Raw genomic sequence first — 16,652 nt, 5'->3', positions numbered from 1 at the left:
CAGCACCTCCTGACCATGATTGATACCTGTAAACCATGTCCCCGGTCTCAAACGTAAAGGATGTACCCGGTCTTTACCCACCCTAGCCCTCTCCCGGAGGGAGAGGGGACTGATCGAGGTGTTTGTTCTACTTACATCGACCTGAAATATCGAGTCGAACTCAGGTTTTGAAAAGCCAGGAGATCTGCTCCCTTTCCCCCTCTCCCTCCGGGAGAGGGCTGGGGTGAGGGGCTCTTGATCTTAGCGTTGTTTGAGGCGATCGATGACGACGGCCAGCAGCAGAATCGACCCGCGAATCACGTACTGGTAGAAGGTATCAATATTCTTCAGGTTCATCGCATTCTCGATGATCGCCAAAATCAACACCCCGGCAATCACATGCCGAATCATGCCAATCCCGCCGCTCAGCGACACCCCGCCCAACACGCAAGCTGAAATCACCGTCAGCTCAAACCCCTGACCAATCATCGGCTGCCCCGAGGTCATCCGCGACGCCAGAATCACCCCCGCCAGCGCACCAATCACGCCATGCACGGCAAAGATAATGATCTTGGTGCGATCAACGTTCACGCCCGCCAGCAGCGCCGCTTCCTGGTTGCCGCCGATGGCCATGGTGTTGCGCCCGTAGGTGGTGTAATTCAGCAGCCAGCCGAAAAACAAAAAGCACACGATGGTGATCAGAATCGGCACCGGCACGCCAAACAACTGGCCGTTACCAAACACGAAGAACGATTCCTGCGAAACACCCACCGCTTTGCCATTGGCAAAAATGTAAGCCAGACCGCGAACAATCTGCATGGTCGCCAACGTCGTGATCAACGCATTGACGCGCAACTTGGCAATCACGATTCCGTTGATCAGCCCGACAATCAGGCCCATCACCAACGCTGCACTGACACCGAGAAACACGCTGTTGGTGTCGCGCATCACCACTGCCGCGACCACGCCGGCGCAGGCAATCACCGAGCCCACCGACAAGTCGAAATGCCCCGACGCCAGGCAGTACAACATCGTGCACGCCGCGATCCCGGTGGTGGAAATCGCCAGGCCGAGGCCACGCATGTTCAGCGGCGAAAGGAAGTTGTCGATCAGCAGCGTACAGGCAACGAAAATGCCCACCGCCGCCAGCAACATGACCCAGTCATCAAGGAAGCGGCGCATGTCCAGCGGTTTGCGCTCTTTGGGCAGGGTTTCGTTTTGGGTTGTCATCATAGTCACCTCTCAGTTCGCCACGCCGTCAGCGCGGTGGCGCGGCAAAGCCAGTTGCAGCAGGTTGGATTCGTTAGCCTGGTCGCGGCTGATTTCGCCGCGCAGGGCGCCTTCACAGAGCACCAGAATGCGGTCGGAAATGCCCATCACTTCCATCAGGTCGCTGGACACCACGATCACCGAAATGCCCTCGGCGGCGAGGTTGTGGATGATCTGGTAGATCTCCGCTTTGGCGCCGATGTCGATGCCGCGCGTTGGTTCGTCGAGCAGCAGAACTTTCATCGGCATCGACAGCCAGCGGCCAAGAATGGCTTTCTGCTGATTGCCGCCGGAAAGGAATTTGATCTGCTGACCGGCGTGCGGGGTCTTCACTTTCAGCGCTTTGATCTGTTTGTCGGCGTTGCCCTTTTCCCACAGACCGCGAATCAGGCAGCCGAGCCCCGAATGGGCGCCACGGGCACTGATGTTGATATTCTCGGCGACGCTGGCCAGCGGGATGATGCCTTCCTTCTTGCGATCCTCCGGGCAGAGCAAAATCCCGGCGGCAATCGCGTCGCGCGGTGAGCGCAGTTTCAATTCGTAACCGCGCAATTCGAGGCGTCCGGCGGTGTTGCGTTCAAGGCCGCTGAGCAAGCGAAACAGCTCGGTGCGCCCTGCCCCGACCAATCCGAACAGGCCAAGAATTTCACCTTTGTGCGCCTCGAAACTGATCGGCTCACGCAGACCCGGACCGAGTAAACCGTCGACCTTCAGCGCGACAGCGCCGCGTGGACGATGGCGATAATCGTAGATGTCCTGAATGTCGCGACCGACCATGCAGGTCACCAGTTGATCGTGGGTGAGCTGGCTCATGTCCTCGAAGGTGCGCACGTAGCGACCGTCCTTGAACACCGTCACCGCGTCGCAGATACGGAACACTTCTTCCATCCGGTGCGAGACGTAGAGCACCACTTTGCCCTCGTCACGCAGACGACCAATGATCGCCATCAAGCGGTCGATCTCACGGGCCGAGAGGCTGCTGGTCGGTTCGTCGAAGGCGATCACATGGGCGCCGCGCGACAGGGCTTTGGCGATTTCCACCAGTTGCCGCTGGCCGAGGGACAGGCGTCCGACCTTGGTCTGCGGATCGATTTCGTCGGCCAGACCTTTCAAGCAATTCAAGGCTTGCTGACGCAAGGCGCCGCGATTGATCAAACCGAAACTCGCTGGCAGATGGCCGAGAAACAGGTTTTCGGCGACGGTCATTTCCGGCACCAGATGCAGCTCCTGGTGAATCACCGCGACGCCGCTGCCGATGCTGTCGGCGGTCGACCTGAACGCCATGGTCTGCTCGCCGATCTGCAACTCGCCGCTGCTCGGTATGTAAGCGCCACCAAGGATTTTCAGCAGAGTCGATTTGCCGGCGCCGTTCTCGCCCATCAAGGCATGAACCTGCCCCGGATGCGCGACGAAACTGATGGCGTCCAGCGCCTTCACACCGGGAAAGGTTTTGCCGATCCCGTTGAAGCGCAGGCTGCCGCTGGAGCTGTGTTGTTGTGTCTGTACTTGCGCGTGCATAAAGCCACCTCTTCACACCGAAAAACGGCCCGGCTGCCCGGGCCGTCGCTGCATCAGTTCCACAAGCCGATTTTTTCCAGCTCTTGCTTGAAGTTTTCGCGGGTGATCAGGGTGACGTCGTCCATCGCGGTGTACTTCGGCGGTTCTTTGCCGGTGGTCACCCACTCGTACATCATCTCGGCGGTTTTGTAGCCTTCGATGTGCGGGCTTGGCAGCATCGAACCGAAGAAACCGCTGTTAGGCTTTTTCAGTTCGCCAATGGCGTCGGTGCCGTTGATGCCGATGCCGATCACGTTGGTCGCGGCAAAACCGGCCGCTTCAGTGGCGCGCACGCCGCCGAGCACGGTGTTGTCGTTCATGCCGCCGATGATCAGGTTTTTCGCCGCGCTCGGCAGTTTCACCAGCGCCGAGTTGGTGGCGTCCATGCTGCCCGGTACGTCGAGGGTTTTCAGCGCGGCGAAGAGGATGTGATCCTTCGGCATGCCGGCGTCTTCAAGGGATTTCACCGAGCCGTCGGTGCGCTTCTTGCCGGTGTCGAGTTCGTTGTAGGTGTTGACCACAGCGTAAGTGTCTTTCCAGTCCCAGTTACGCTTCTTCGCTTCGGCGACCATCGCGCTGCCCTGCTTCTGGCCGACTTCGAACGCGGCCATGCCGAGGTACGGCACGTCTTCCATGAACTTGCCGTTGGCGTCGACAAAACGGTCGTCGACGGCAATCACTTTCAGGTCATTGAGCTTGGCTTTGGCCATGATTGCCGGGCCGAGCGACACGTCCGGCGGGCAGATCACAAAGCCCTTGGCACCGTTGGCGGCAAGGCTGTCGATGGCCGATAGGGTTTTCTCGCCATCCGGCACAGCAATCTTGATCAGTTCGAAGCCCTTGTCCTTGGCGGCTTTCTCGGCGAAAGCCCACTCGGTCTGGAACCACGGCTCTTCCGCCTGCTTGACCAGAAAACCGATTTTCACGGTGTCGGCAGCGAGCAGCGAACTGCTCAGGCTGAATGCAGTGACCGCCAGGGCGGTAGTGCACAGGGTACGAATCCCGAAACGACGTTTCATAAGCTGACTCCTTGTTATTTTTTTTGAGCAAATTAAACAGCTTGTGGCGAGGGAGCTTGCTCCCGCTGGGCTGCGAAGCGGCCCTAAAACCGGTTACCTCGGTCAATCAGACATACCGCATAGCCCGAATTTACGACTGCTGCGCAGCCGAGCGGGAGCAAGCTCCCTCGCCACAGGTGTGGTGGCGTGACACGTACTGCTGCAAAGCCTGTTGAAAATAGTCATATCGTATGATGATTGAATTTCACCCGGATCTATCCGCGTGAAAGCCGCTGCGCTCAGTCGTGGTACATCACCGAGCGGCCACCATCGATGGTGATGCATGACGCGTTGATAAACGGTGCTTCATCACTGGCCAGAAACACCGCAGTCATCGCCACTTCCAGCGGCTGACCAATACGTTTCGGCGGGTGCAGATCGAAGGCGCGCTGACGTTCGGCGTGCGGATCGGCGAAACCGTTCCAGTAATCAACATTCAATTGGGTTTCGATGTAGCCCGGCGCGATGGCGTTGACGCGAATGCCTTTCGCCGCGTATTCGATGCCAAGGGCGCGGGTCAGGCCAAGCAAACCATGTTTGGCCACCGGGTACGGGAAGCAGCCGGGAATGATGTGGCTGGAATGGGTCGAGGCGATGTTGATGATGCTGCCAACGCCCTGCTCGATCATCTGCGGCAGCACGGCTTTGCAGCCGAACCAGGCACCATCGAGGTCGATGGCGAAGCAGCGATGCCAGTCTTCATCGGTCATTTCCAGCGGATCGCGGAACACGTTGACCCCGGCGCAGTTGACCAGCACGTCGATACGCCCGTGCAGCTCAACGGCGCGTTTGGCCATCGCGTGCAGATCGTGCTGGCGCGACACATCGGCCTTGAGCGCCTGCACGTCACAGCCCTGCTCGCGCCAGTGGGCGGCAACCTTCTCAACCTTTTCGGCCTGAATATCGCTGATCAGCAGTTTCGCTTGCTGCGAAGCAAACGCAGCAACGATCGCTTCACCGATGCCTTGCGCAGCGCCGGTCAGCAAGACCACTTTGTCTTTCAGACGCTCGCCCTTCGGCGGTGCAGGCACCGGCGGCAGGGAAAGGGGTTCAGCCATGGATCTCGACTCCTGTTTCGCAAGCACAAAAAAACCGGACAGCTGAAGATGTCCGGTTCGGAAGGCGTTTGAAACAAAACAGGCAGGCGTCGCTGACGGCATGGGGCCGTTGCGAGACGCGGACTCCGAGTGGGAGTGCGATGGAGATTCGCTGCATCACTTCACCTGTTTTGTTCTTTTTAAGTGTGAGTGCGTGTTACTGCTGGAGCCGACTATAAACCCGTCGGCCAAATAATCTCAATATATAATTTTGCATCCCATATTTTGGGATTTAACCAGCAAAGCGCGTACAGAGTTTTCCCGGCACATCAACGCGCATCGACAGCACTGCACCGTCCAGATGATGCTTGTGCGGGCTCTGGGCGCTGGTGATGTACAGGGTTTTCAGGTCATCGCCACCGAACACGCAACTGGTCGGGCGGCTGACAGGCAACTCGATTTTGCGCTCGACTTTGCCTTCAGGCGTCAGGCGCAGCAGGCAACTGCCATCCCAACGGGCATTCCACACGTAACCTTCGGCGTCCATCGCCGAACCGTCCGGGCCGCCCTGTTGGTCGGGGCCGTACCAGGCTTCGGCGGCACCGAGATGGCCGTCCGTTTGAATGAAATAGCGATGGAGCGTGCTGTCCATGCTGTCGCCGAATAAAACCGTGGTGCCGTCGTCACTCCACAGCAGCGTGTTGGGAATGCCCAAACCGCGCAGCAATGGCGTGACGCGTTGATCCGCATCGACGCGGAACAGGCCACCGGAGCGGCGAGTGATCGGCAGGTCTTCGCCATTTTCGCCGATGTTGTTTTGCATGGTGCCGAGCCACAAACGGCCTTGGCCATCGCAACGCGCTTCGTTGGGCCGATTGCCGGGTTGCGGGTCGGCGACGCAGAACAGGGTCAGGTGTGGTTCGAGGCCAGGGGAATCGAGGTCGAGGCGATAGACGCCACTGCTGAGCGTGACCAGCGCATCGCCGCTGGCGCAGGGGATGAACGCAGAAACGTGCTCGGGCATTTGCCAGATTTGTACGTTCTGGCCGATCAGGCGCAGGGCCTGTTTGCCGGCGATGTCGACCCAGTACAACGCCTGGGTCGGCGCGTCCCAGAACGGGCCTTCACCGAGTTGGGCGCGGTGTTGGGTCAGGGCGGTGCACGGCATATCCATTCCTCTATTGTTCTTATGATTTTCTGTAGGAGTGAGCCTGCTCGCGATCGCGTCGTGTCAGTTGACTTCAATGCGACTGATTCACCGCTATCGCGAGCAGGCTCACTCCTACAGGGGATTTCTGTGAGTTCAGCTGGCTTTTTTGTCGGCCATGACTTTTGGGTAAAAACGTTTGATCGCCAGATCGGCGTTATCGATCAAAGTCATGCACGCCCACACGCCGCGCGCGGAATCGCGGGCAGCGATGGCATCGGCCATGTCTTTGTGGATCGGTAATGTGCGGCGCAGTTCATCGGGATCGGCGGCAGACACTTCAAACGACACCGCCAACAACGCGCCGAGCGCCGGCACCATTTGCTCGATGAATTGATTGTGACTGGCCGCGAGGATGCATTCGTGAAAGACCTGATCGGCGCGGTTGTAATCGATGCCGCTGTCGACCGCGCGTTCGAGGGCGTTGTAGGCCAGTTGAACGGCTTCGATCTGTTCGAAGGTGGCGCGTTCGCAGGCCCAGCGTACGGCCATCGGTTCGATGGTGCGGCGCAGATCAAGCAGGTCATCGACGAAGTTTTCCGGCAAGCCGTTGCGCGACAGCCAACCGACGACTTGCGGATCGAACAGATTCCAGCGCCGAACCGGCAGCACGCGGGTGCCGACTTTCGGCCCGACTTCGAGCATGCCTTTGGCAACGAGGGTTTTGATCGCTTCGCGGATCACCGTGCGACTGACGCCGAGCTGCTCACCCAGATCCGCCTCGACCTTGATGGTCTGCCCAGGTTTGACCTGGCCGGCGGCGATCCAGCTGCCGAGCCAGTCAACCGTGGATGCGTGGAAGCTGCTGGACATGAACACCTCAAAGCGGAGTGCGATGGGTGATAAAGCTAATCATCATATGATTAGGTGTCAACACAATCCCCTGTAGGAGTGAGCCTGCTCGCGATTGCGGAGTGTCAGTCACCACAAGGATTGACTGATCAACCGCTATCGCGAGCAGGCTCACTCCTACAGGGGGGATGTGTGTCTCAGGGTTCGAGGCCGATGCGGAAGAACTCGCCGCCGCTCCACACGCCCAGCCAGCGCTGGCCATCGATTTCGCGGCTGACCGCCAATTCCACCAGTTGGTAGAACACATTGCGGTGAATCAACGCCTCAAGATTGGTACGCACATGCACATAAGGCGCAGGCTCTTGCGTCGTCGGATCAATCTCGACGCGGATCGGATGCTCAGGCCCGGCCTCAGCCGCTTCATCCACGTTGGTGGTAAAACGCAAGAGCTGCGCCTCACCCTCGCCTTCCACCTCAACGGCAATCGCCACAAACGGCGCGTCGTCGACCTTGATCCCGACCTTCTCGACCGGAGTAATCAGGAAATAATCATCGCCATCGCGGCGCATGATCGTCGAGAACAGTTTGACCATCGGCTTGCGCCCGATCGGTGTGCCCAGGTAATACCAGGTGCCGTCGCGGGCGATGCGCATGTCGATGTCGCCGCAGAAGTCCGGGTTCCACAAGTGCACCGGCGGCAAGCCTTTGGTTTTGGGGATTTGTCCCAACAGGTCATTGGCTTTTTGCGGGCCACTCATGGCGTTCTCCTTGAATTTATTGGTCGCCGATCCCCAACAGGCTGCGCGCGTACTGTGCCAGCGGCGGGCCGATGAGGTCTTCGGGTTTATTGTCGTGGAACGTCAGTAAACCGCCACGACTTTTGATGCGTGCAGTATCAATCAAATACTGGGTGCTGGTCTCGATCAACATGATCTGAATCACGCCACCGTCAATGCCGAGACGGTCGACCGCTTCTTCATCAAGCCACTCATCAGAGTTACCAATGCGGTCGTCAGCCTTGGCGAAACGCGTGTACAGCAGGTAATGAGCACCGGCATCGCGAGCCTCACCCATCGCCTGATCGAGGCCTTCCGGCGCGCGAGCGCGGCGCACCATCGGGAAGTATTCGACGAAACCCTTGAAGGCTTCTTCGGCGACCACGTTTGGACGCGGGTAAGAACCGCCCGGCGGGGCGAACGCGCCTTGGGCGATGTAGATGAACGAATCAGGCTGAATGCGGAAGTTGTTCACGCGACGGCTGTCGCTGTGATCGAGCAAACCGGCGTCGCTCATCTGGTAGCGAGTGCCTTCGGCCATATCGCTGACAGTCATACAGCCGCCAAGCGCCAAAACGGCCAGCAGCAAAACCAGGCTACGCATCCTATTCCTCCAGAGGCCGGTGACGGAAAACCGGCGAATGGCCGTTGGATGCAGCTTTTGCGCCAGCTCGGGATCTTCGTTGATTTATAGAATGCTTTCGCGGGCAAGCCTTGCTCCTACAGATTTACGCGATCCTGTAGGAGCAAGGCTTGCCCGCGAATAGGGAGTATCAGCCGCCGATAATCTTCATGACGGTGGCGCCACCGGAGAACGCTACTTCCTGCTTGTCGCCCAACGCCTTGACCAACAAACGCTGCAGCGCTGGCAACGCCTGATGACGCGGCTTATCAAGCAGATCACCGACATAGTGGCGGTTGCTCGACGACAGGCAGCCATGCAGCCAACCCGTCGACGACAGTCGCAAGCGCGAGCATGTCCGACAGAACGGCACGCTTTCGTTGGCAATCACGCCGAAGTTGCCCAGGCCAGGAATCGCATAGCGCACAGCGGTGGCATCGATCGGCGCATCAGTCTGCGCATACTCGTAGCGCTCGCCGATCAGGCTGAGCAATTGCTCAAGGCTGACGAACTGTTGCAGAAACGCATTGGAGTCTTTGGCCAGGTGGCCCATGCGCATCAATTCAATGAAGCGCAGTTCGAAACCTCGTTGAAGACAGTAATCAAGCAGCGGCATCACTTGATCAAGGTTCTGCCCGCGCAACGGCACCATGTTGACCTTGATCTTCATCCCCGCCGCAGCAGCTTGATCCATGCCATCAAGCACGGTGGCCAGATCGCCGCCACGGGCAATGCTGCGGAATGCACCGGCGTCGAGGGTATCGAGGGACACGTTGATCCGGCGTATACCGGCATCGACCAGCAGCGGGAGTTTCTTGGCGAGAAGTTGGCCGTTGGTGGTCAGGCTGATGTCTTCCAGGCCCATCTTGCCGACGGCGGTCATGAACGATTCGAGTTTCGGGCTGACCAGCGGCTCGCCACCGGTGATGCGCAAGCGCTCGATACCGGCCGCTTCGATCAGGTACTCAACGCCGCGCGCCATGGCTTCGGCCGACAGTTCATCCTGCGCAGCCACCAGCCGCTTGCCGTTGGGCACGCAGTAGGTACACGCGTAATTGCAGGCTGAGGTCAGGCTGATGCGCAAATTGCGAAAACGCCTGCCTTGACGGTCAACGATCATGATCACTCCGGCGGAAAAATTTCGAGCCGCTAAAACTTGACTCACAAATCAAGTTTTAGCAAGCCCTATGCCTGAGTATATTCCTGCGGTACTGCGACATGTAGCGAAATCATGGCGCAATAAGGCGGCTGAATGGCTCAGCTGCTTGGGGTTTCCGGGTCGCGCTTGCGCTTGTTGCCCATGCGCACGCCGATGTCCATCAGGAACTGGAAGAAACCTTCCTGATCTTCCAGCACATTGCTCCAGAACGGCGAGTGATACAGCGCCACCGCGCCGTGCACCAGCGCCCAGGATGCGCAGTAGTGGAAGTACGGCGGCACGTCTTCGAGTTTGCCTTCGCTGATGCGGCCCTTGATCAACAGGGTCAGACGTTCGAAGTTCGAGGCACGGATCTTGTGCAGCTCTTCGACCATTTCCGGCACTTGATTGCCCTTGACCACCTTCTCTTCGAGGCGATCGAACAGGCGATAGCGCTGCGGGTCGCGCATGCGGAATTCGAAATAGGCGCGGGACAGCGCTTCCTTGTCCTTGTCGACGTCGGCCGAATGCAGCAGCTCGTTCAAATCGCGTTCGTAATCGAGCATCAGGCGCAGGTAGATTTCCGCCTTGGATTTGAAGTGCTTGTAGATCGTGCCTTTGCCGATACCGACGGCATCAGCAATCATCTCGACGGTGACACTGTCTTCACCTTGGTCGAGGAACAGCTTGAGCGCGGTATCGAGAATTTCTTGCTCGCGGCGACGAAACTCACGGACCTTACGAGGTTCTTTGTGCATAAGAAAAGGTCTGAAGGGTCAAAATTCGAAGCCGCGTATTATGCCTAACTTGCGCAAAAATGCACGGATCATCCGACCATATCTGCGTTTCTTGTTCATTTTGAGAACGTTTTGGACGCAATGAGAACTCAACTGAAGCAAACGTATTCCAAATTTGTTTAAAAACCCCGACCGGCTCACTGGACTGCACGCCAGACTGATCAATACTTGAACTGTCGGGCGACATCTCCCCCAAGTGTCGCGCCGATAAAGGTACCAACGGACCGCGTGCCTTTGTTTTACTCCTAATGGTCTTAACCCGGATTCACCCCCCAGAACCCGGGTTTTTTTTGCCTGCGATTTGACCCTTACCCCAGCTACCCGAACATCACACCTGTAGGAGCTTCCGCAGGCTGCGATCTTTTGCCCTTGCCTGTCAAAATCAAGATCAAAAGATCGCAGCCTGCGGCAGCTCCTACATGGCAGATTTAACGGAGGCCAGCGGGAACAGCCGTTTGAAGTTTTCGGTGGTCTGCTCGGCAAACCGCTCGTAGTTCTCACCGCGCAGCATCGCAAGGAATTCCGCCACTTCACGCACGTATTGCGGCAGGTTTGGCTTGCCGCGGTACGGGATCGGCGCCAGATACGGCGAGTCGGTTTCCACCAGCAAGCGATCCGCCGGGACTTTGCTCGCAACATCGCGCAACGCATCGGCATTGCGGAAGGTGACGATCCCCGACAGGGAAATGTAATAATCCATGTCCAGCGCTGCTTTGGCCATGTCCCAGTCTTCGGTGAAGCAATGCAGCACACCGGCCTGAGGCAACGCCGCTTCGCGCAGCAGTTCAAGAGTATCGGCCCGCGCGCCACGGGTGTGGATGATCACCGGTTTGCCCGTCTGCTGAGCCGCTTGCAGGTGCAGACGAAATGACTCCTGCTGCAACTCGGCGGCTTCCGGCTCGTAGTGATAATCCAGACCGGTTTCGCCGATCGCCACCACTTTCGGATGATTGAGTTCGTGCAGCAACCAATCCAGCGCAGGCGCAGCGCCCGGCTGCACATCCAGCGGATGCACGCCGACCGAGCAATCGACGTCGTCGTAACGCTCAGCAAGGGCTTTGACGTCGGCAGCGTTGTCGGCGCTGACGCCGATGCACAGAAAGTGCCCTACCCCGCGCTGCCGGGCGGCATCGAGTGCGGCATCCAGCGAACCGTCATGGGCGGCGAGGTCGAGGCGATCAAGGTGACAGTGGGAATCTACGAGCATAAAAAGGACGGCTACTTACATCGTATGAGTGGGACGGTCGGACTTGAGGGCTCCGGCCAGATGGGTTTCGATGCGACTGCGCGCGGTGTTGTCGCCATCGTTGAACTGCACGCCGACACCGGCGGCGCGATTGCCCTGCGCACCTTTGGGCGTGATCCAGGCGACCTTGCCTGCCACCGGAATCTTCTCCGCCTCGTCCATCAGGTTCAGCAGCATGAACACCTCGTCGCCCAACTTGTAGCTCTTGTTGGTCGGGATGAACAGACCGCCGTTCTTGATGAACGGCATGTAGGCGGCGTAAAGCACCGACTTGTCTTTGATGGTCAGGGACAAGATGCCGTTACGCGGCCCCGGGCTGACGGGTTCATTCATGTTGACCTCCACTGCTGATGTTCAGAGTCTAGGTACACATTCTTATCTTTGGCCAGGCAATCCCGCCCATTGCACCAACAATGCCTCCAGCAGCAATGCCGGATTGAGGTTGGCCTTGCTCATGACTTTCTGCCGCTGCGCGAGAATCCAGTCCTGAATCTCGAGGACTTTGCCCTGCGCACTTTTCTGCGCCAGGTACTGCACAACTTTACGCATATCGGTCAGGCCGAGGCCCGCTTCATCCTGCGTCAGTTGATAGCGCAGGATCAGGCTCGACCAGTCGCAGAACCAGTCGAACAGGCGCAGCATCGGAATGCTTTTCCATTCTTCGGCCAGTTGCGTCGGCGATTGCTGCTGCTTGAGCAACTTCTTCACGCCTTCGACCACTTGCGCGCGCTGTTCGCGCACACCCTGGGATTGAAGACTGACCGCCATCAACGGCGAACCGGCCGCCAGCGTCAGCAGTTCGACACGCTCCTCTTCCGAACATTCCGGCAGAGCCTGAGCCAGCCATTGCAGGCTCATCGCCTCACTCGGCAGCGGACAGGCCTGTTGCACGCAACGACTCTTGATCGTCGCCAGCAAACGGCTGGTCTGATGGCTGACCAACAGCAACACAGTATCGCCGGAAGGCTCTTCGAGGCTTTTCAGCAAGGCGTTGGCGGCGTTGATGTTCATCGCCTCGACCGGCTCGATCAGCACCACTTTGCGCCCGCCCAGTTGCGCGGTTTGCACCACGAAACTGACCAGATCACGCACCTGATCGACTTTGATCGCCTTGTCGACCTCTTCCGGTTCGAGGATGTAATTATCCGGATGACTGCCGGCCCTGAGCAGCATGCAGGATTTGCACTCGCCGCACGCTTCCGGGGTCGGACGCTGGCACAGCAGGCTCGCCATCAAGCGCTCGGCCAGCGCGCGCTTGCCGATCCCGGCCGGGCCGTGCAGCAAATACGCGTGCGCGTGTTGCTTACGCCCGGCCAGTTGCTGCCAGAGGCTGTCCTGCCATGGATAGGCCTCAGCCACGGGCCAGCTCCAGCAAGTTCGGCAGCAAGGTATCCAGCGATTGCTGAACCTTGGCCAATGGTTGGCCGGCGTCGATGCGCACATAGCGCGCAGGATCGGCTTCGGCGCGCTTCAGAAACGCATTGCGCACTGCCTCGAAAAACGCCCGGCCTTCCAGCTCGAAACGATCGAGACGACCACGGGCGCTGGCGCGGGCCAAGCCGATTTCCACCGGCAAATCGAAAATCAGAGTCAGATCAGGACGCAGATCGCCCTGCACGAAGTTCTCCAGCGTGGCGATGCGCTCCAGCGACAAGCCACGACCGCCGCCCTGATAGGCATACGTCGAATCGGTGAAACGGTCGCACAGCACCACTGCACCGCGGGCCAGCGCCGGACGAATCACTTCGGCCAGATGCTGAGCGCGCGCCGCGAACACCAGCAACAGCTCGGCATCCGGGTTCATGACTTCTTCGGCCGGGGTCAGCAGCACGTCGCGGATCCGCTCGGCCAGTGGCGTACCGCCGGGCTCACGGGTCAGCACCACTTCGATACCGGCGGCGCGCAAACGCTCGGCGAGGTACTCGCGGTTGGTGCTTTTGCCGGCGCCTTCCGGGCCTTCCAGAGTAATAAACAAGCCAGTCACAGGCAGTCCTTAGTCAAAGTCATTGCGCGTTGGAGGGTGCAGCGGCGTCCGGTGCCGGGGTTGGCGCAGGTTCCTCGGCGGGAACTTGCGGCAACGCTTCCGGCGCCGTGTCCGGAGATGCCGCAGGAATCGGATCTTGCGCAGATTCCGGTGCAACTACAGGCGTCGGGCTGGAACGATAATCCGCACGGCGCTTGAGCTGAAACTCACGCACCGCCGCGTTATGCGCATCGAGATCATCCGAGAACACATGGCTGCCGTCGCCACGCGCGACGAAATACAGGCTGGTGCCATCGACCGGATTCAGCGCCGCATGAATCGCTTCACGCCCGACCATCGCAATTGGCGTCGGCGGCAGGCCGGGAATCACGTAAGTGTTGTACGGCGTCGGCTCTTTCAAATGCGCGCGCGTCAGCTTGCCGGTGTAGCGATCGCCCAAACCGTAGATCACCGTCGGGTCGGTCTGCAATTGCATGCCCAACGCCATCCGCCGTACGAAGACCCCGGCAATCTGCCCGCGCTCTTGCGGGACGCCGGTTTCTTTTTCGACCAGCGAGGCCATGATCAGCGCCTGATACGGCTCTCGATAAGGCACGTCCGACGCACGTTTTTCCCATTCGCTGGCCAGTACTTCATCGAGACGGTCGAAGGACTTTTTCAGCAACTCGGCATCGGTCATACCGCGCACGAAGCGGTAGGTGTCAGGGAAGAAACGCCCTTCCGGGAACAGGCCTTTGTGTCCAATCTTCGCCATCACGTCGCTGTCGCTCAAACCGCTCAGGGTCTGCTCGATTTTCTCGTCCTTGGCCAATGCAGCACGCACTTGATGGAAGTTCCAGCCCTCGACCAGGGTCAGGCTGTACTGAACCACGTCGCCGCGCTTCCATGAATCGATCAGACCATTAACGGTCATGCCCGGCTGCATGCGGTATTCACCGCTGTGGATCGGTGTGCCGGCGAGGTTGAAGCGCCAGTAAACCCGTAGCCAGAACGCGTCCTTGATGACGCCATCGGTTTCGAGTTCGAGGAAAGTACGGGTGGGGGTAGAGCCTTTCGGCACATCCAGCAGCTCTTCCTGCGTGATGTTCAGGGGTTGTTCCAGTGCGGAGTGAATCTTCCAGGCGCTGGCGCCCAACAACAGCCCTGCCAGAACCAGTCCGGTTTCCAGCAGCAGCAAAAGTTTACGTCTCACGAATCAGGCATCCAGTAGCGCGCGGGCAATGGTTTGCAGTTTACGGGTGAGCGGGCCAACCGGCCAGCTCAGTGCAGCGTAGGCGCGTACCGGCCACACGCCATAAACACTGTTGCAGAGGAACACTTCATCAGCCCATTGCAGCTGTTCGAGGCTGATGTCGGCGATTTGCGTGGGGATGGCCAATGACTCGGCCTGAAACAATATTTCGGCGCGCATCACACCGGCGACACCGCAGCGTCTCAGATCGGGCGTGATCAACACACCGTCACGCACCAGAAACACGTTGCTGAACACCCCTTCAATGACCCGACCAGCCTGATCGAGCATCAAGCCTTCGGCGTGCTCGCTGTCCTGCCATTCGGCACGGGCGAGCACTTGTTCGAGTCGGTTGAGGTGTTTGAGTCCGGCAAGCAGCGGCTGGATGGCCAAGCGTGTGCTGCACGGAAACAGGCGAACGCCTTGTTCAGCATGAACAACGGAATAAGCCGCCGGTGGATTGCCTTGCAGAATGCGTCGGCCCGGTGCCGCAGGATCTGGCGCATAACCGCGCAAACCGTCGCCACGGGTGAGGATGAGTTTGAGCACGCCCTCGCCCATCGCTGCCGCATAGCTCAGCAGCTCATGACGAATCAACTCGATATCGGCGGCGATGGCCAGACGCGAACAGCCATCGGCCAGTCGCGTCAGATGCCGATCCAGCAGGATCGGTTGGCCGCCACGCACAGCAATGGTCTCGAACAGACCATCGCCGTAAGCCAGGCCGCGATCTTTCAGCGACAGAGCGTCAGCCGGTTGACCGTCGACCCAGCAGTCCATCAGCCTGCGAACCGACGGAACGCCAGGGTGCCGTTAGTGCCGCCAAAACCGAAGGAGTTGGACAGCACGACATCGATGTCCATGTTGCGCGCAGTGTGCGGCACAAAATCGAGATCGCAGCCTTCGTCCGGCTCATCGAGGTTGATAGTTGGCGGTGCCACTTGGCTGTTGATCGCCAGCACGCTGAAGATCGCTTCAACCGCGCCCGCCGCGCCCAACAGGTGGCCGGTCATCGACTTGGTCGAGCTGACCGCCAGCTTGTAGGCGTGCTCACCGAACACCGACTTGATCGCGTTGGCTTCGGCAAGGTCGCCGGCCGGAGTCGACGTGCCGTGGGCGTTGATGTATTGCACTTGATCGACGTTGATCTTCGCGTCGCGCAGTGCATTGGTGATGCAGCGTGCTGCACCGGCGCCGTCGGCAGGAGGCGAAGTCATGTGGAACGCATCGCCGCTGGTGCCGAAACCGATCAGCTCGGCGTAGATGGTCGCGCCACGTGCCTTGGCGTGTTCGAGTTCTTCAAGCACCAGTGCACCGGCACCGTCGGACAGGACGAAACCGTCACGGCCCTTGTCCCACGGACGGCTGGCACGGGTCGGCTCGTCGTTGCGGGTCGACAGCGCACGGGACGCGCCGAAGCCGCCCATGCCCAGACCGCACGCGGCCATTTCGGCACCGCCGGCAATCATCACGTCGGCTTCGTCGTACATGATGTTGCGCGCGGCCATGCCGATGCAGTGCGTACCGGTGGTGCATGCAGTGGCGATGGCGTAGTTAGGCCCCTGTGCACCCAGATGGATGGACAGAAAACCGGAAATCATATTGATGATCGAGCCTGGCACGAAGAATGGCGAGATTCGACGCGGGCCCGTCTCATGCAGGGTACGGCTGGTTTCTTCGATGTTGGTCAGACCGCCGATACCCGAACCCATGGCCACGCCAATGCGTTCACGGTTGGCGTCGGTGACTTCCAGACCGGAGTTGCGCACGGCTTGAAAGCCGGCGGCGAGACCGTACTGAATGAACAGGTCGAGCTTGCGTGCTTCCTTGACCGACAGGTATTCCTCGACATTGAAGCCCTTTACCGAGCCGCCAAAGCGGGTGGAATATTCTGAAATGTAGGTTTGTTCTATCTTAAGAATTCCAGTGAGTGTTGTAATTATGGTATGCCTTATGATT

General features: G+C 59.2%; 17 protein-coding genes. All 17 read right to left on the bottom strand.

The window, feature by feature from the left end:
* Positions 1–240: 240 nt before the first annotated feature.
* Complete coding sequence (gene araH, locus ACIP66_RS26480; protein WP_026000669.1) at positions 241–1,209, bottom strand: L-arabinose ABC transporter permease AraH; 969 nt, start codon at positions 1,207–1,209, stop codon at positions 241–243.
* A gap of 12 nt (positions 1,210–1,221) precedes the next feature.
* On the bottom strand, positions 1,222–2,766 hold the full coding sequence (araG, locus tag ACIP66_RS26475) for an L-arabinose ABC transporter ATP-binding protein AraG (RefSeq protein ID WP_400652047.1): 1,545 nt from the start codon (positions 2,764–2,766) through the stop codon (positions 1,222–1,224).
* Between the two features lie 53 nt (positions 2,767–2,819).
* The gene (locus tag ACIP66_RS26470) at positions 2,820–3,824 is read right to left on the bottom strand and encodes a substrate-binding domain-containing protein (protein ID WP_400652045.1); all 1,005 of its coding nucleotides are present in this window, start codon (positions 3,822–3,824) and stop codon (positions 2,820–2,822) included.
* A gap of 278 nt (positions 3,825–4,102) precedes the next feature.
* Positions 4,103–4,921 (bottom strand): SDR family oxidoreductase, encoded by an 819-nt coding sequence (locus ACIP66_RS26465; protein ID WP_159811504.1) that lies wholly within the window; start codon positions 4,919–4,921, stop codon positions 4,103–4,105.
* A 271-nt stretch (positions 4,922–5,192) separates the two neighbouring features.
* Complete coding sequence (locus ACIP66_RS26460) at positions 5,193–6,068, bottom strand: SMP-30/gluconolactonase/LRE family protein (protein ID WP_400652043.1); 876 nt, start codon at positions 6,066–6,068, stop codon at positions 5,193–5,195.
* A 135-nt stretch (positions 6,069–6,203) separates the two neighbouring features.
* Positions 6,204–6,920, bottom strand: a complete 717-nt coding sequence (locus tag ACIP66_RS26455) for a FadR/GntR family transcriptional regulator (RefSeq protein ID WP_053122577.1) — start codon at positions 6,918–6,920, stop codon at positions 6,204–6,206.
* 176 nt (positions 6,921–7,096) lie between these two features.
* On the bottom strand, positions 7,097–7,657 hold the full coding sequence (locus tag ACIP66_RS26450; protein ID WP_400652040.1) for a DUF1285 domain-containing protein: 561 nt from the start codon (positions 7,655–7,657) through the stop codon (positions 7,097–7,099).
* A 16-nt stretch (positions 7,658–7,673) separates the two neighbouring features.
* Complete coding sequence (locus ACIP66_RS26445; RefSeq protein ID WP_053122582.1) at positions 7,674–8,279, bottom strand: DUF4823 domain-containing protein; 606 nt, start codon at positions 8,277–8,279, stop codon at positions 7,674–7,676.
* 169 nt (positions 8,280–8,448) lie between these two features.
* Positions 8,449–9,417 carry a GTP 3',8-cyclase MoaA gene (locus tag ACIP66_RS26440; RefSeq protein ID WP_159811500.1) on the bottom strand — a complete coding sequence of 323 codons (969 nt, stop codon included), beginning with the start codon at positions 9,415–9,417 and terminating at the stop codon, positions 8,449–8,451.
* A 137-nt stretch (positions 9,418–9,554) separates the two neighbouring features.
* Positions 9,555–10,193 carry a TetR/AcrR family transcriptional regulator gene (locus ACIP66_RS26435; protein WP_007908276.1) on the bottom strand — a complete coding sequence of 213 codons (639 nt, stop codon included), beginning with the start codon at positions 10,191–10,193 and terminating at the stop codon, positions 9,555–9,557.
* 454 nt (positions 10,194–10,647) lie between these two features.
* The gene (locus ACIP66_RS26430; protein ID WP_400652036.1) at positions 10,648–11,439 is read right to left on the bottom strand and encodes a TatD family hydrolase; all 792 of its coding nucleotides are present in this window, start codon (positions 11,437–11,439) and stop codon (positions 10,648–10,650) included.
* A 15-nt stretch (positions 11,440–11,454) separates the two neighbouring features.
* Positions 11,455–11,811, bottom strand: a complete 357-nt coding sequence (locus ACIP66_RS26425) for a PilZ domain-containing protein (RefSeq protein WP_007950801.1) — start codon at positions 11,809–11,811, stop codon at positions 11,455–11,457.
* A 42-nt stretch (positions 11,812–11,853) separates the two neighbouring features.
* Positions 11,854–12,837, bottom strand: coding sequence for a DNA polymerase III subunit delta' (locus ACIP66_RS26420; protein WP_400652033.1), 984 nt, complete (start codon positions 12,835–12,837; stop codon positions 11,854–11,856).
* Complete coding sequence (gene tmk / locus ACIP66_RS26415) at positions 12,830–13,462, bottom strand: dTMP kinase (protein ID WP_400652031.1); 633 nt, start codon at positions 13,460–13,462, stop codon at positions 12,830–12,832. Before tmk ends, ACIP66_RS26420 begins: the two co-directional genes overlap by 8 nt.
* A gap of 19 nt (positions 13,463–13,481) precedes the next feature.
* Positions 13,482–14,654, bottom strand: coding sequence for an endolytic transglycosylase MltG (gene mltG / locus ACIP66_RS26410; RefSeq protein WP_053122598.1), 1,173 nt, complete (start codon positions 14,652–14,654; stop codon positions 13,482–13,484).
* A 3-nt stretch (positions 14,655–14,657) separates the two neighbouring features.
* The gene (gene pabC / locus ACIP66_RS26405; RefSeq protein ID WP_400652029.1) at positions 14,658–15,473 is read right to left on the bottom strand and encodes an aminodeoxychorismate lyase; all 816 of its coding nucleotides are present in this window, start codon (positions 15,471–15,473) and stop codon (positions 14,658–14,660) included.
* A partial coding sequence (gene fabF, locus ACIP66_RS26400; RefSeq protein WP_400652026.1) for a beta-ketoacyl-ACP synthase II occupies positions 15,473–16,652 on the bottom strand: 1,180 nt, incomplete at its 5' end. The genes pabC and fabF, both read right to left, overlap by 1 nt.

Source organism: Pseudomonas sp. NPDC088429 (genome assembly GCF_044753305.1).
In the GTDB taxonomy this organism is placed as follows: domain Bacteria; phylum Pseudomonadota; class Gammaproteobacteria; order Pseudomonadales; family Pseudomonadaceae; genus Aquipseudomonas; species Aquipseudomonas rustica.
The sequence above is the reverse complement of the archived record's forward strand: the minus strand, read 5'-3'. Positions and strand labels throughout refer to the sequence as shown.

Coding starts and splice junctions, on each gene's coding strand:
- araH (WP_026000669.1), bottom strand. CDS start 1,209: ATGACAACCCAAAACGAAACCCTGCCCAAAGAGCGCAAACCGCTGGAC.
- araG (WP_400652047.1), bottom strand. CDS start 2,766: ATGCACGCGCAAGTACAGACACAACAACACAGCTCCAGCGGCAGCCTG.
- ACIP66_RS26470 (WP_400652045.1), bottom strand. CDS start 3,824: ATGAAACGTCGTTTCGGGATTCGTACCCTGTGCACTACCGCCCTGGCG.
- ACIP66_RS26465 (WP_159811504.1), bottom strand. CDS start 4,921: ATGGCTGAACCCCTTTCCCTGCCGCCGGTGCCTGCACCGCCGAAGGGC.
- ACIP66_RS26460 (WP_400652043.1), bottom strand. CDS start 6,068: ATGCCGTGCACCGCCCTGACCCAACACCGCGCCCAACTCGGTGAAGGC.
- ACIP66_RS26455 (WP_053122577.1), bottom strand. CDS start 6,920: ATGTCCAGCAGCTTCCACGCATCCACGGTTGACTGGCTCGGCAGCTGG.
- ACIP66_RS26450 (WP_400652040.1), bottom strand. CDS start 7,657: ATGAGTGGCCCGCAAAAAGCCAATGACCTGTTGGGACAAATCCCCAAA.
- ACIP66_RS26445 (WP_053122582.1), bottom strand. CDS start 8,279: ATGCGTAGCCTGGTTTTGCTGCTGGCCGTTTTGGCGCTTGGCGGCTGT.
- ACIP66_RS26440 (WP_159811500.1), bottom strand. CDS start 9,417: ATGATCGTTGACCGTCAAGGCAGGCGTTTTCGCAATTTGCGCATCAGC.
- ACIP66_RS26435 (WP_007908276.1), bottom strand. CDS start 10,193: ATGCACAAAGAACCTCGTAAGGTCCGTGAGTTTCGTCGCCGCGAGCAA.
- ACIP66_RS26430 (WP_400652036.1), bottom strand. CDS start 11,439: ATGCTCGTAGATTCCCACTGTCACCTTGATCGCCTCGACCTCGCCGCC.
- ACIP66_RS26425 (WP_007950801.1), bottom strand. CDS start 11,811: ATGAATGAACCCGTCAGCCCGGGGCCGCGTAACGGCATCTTGTCCCTG.
- pabC (WP_400652029.1), bottom strand. CDS start 15,473: ATGGACTGCTGGGTCGACGGTCAACCGGCTGACGCTCTGTCGCTGAAA.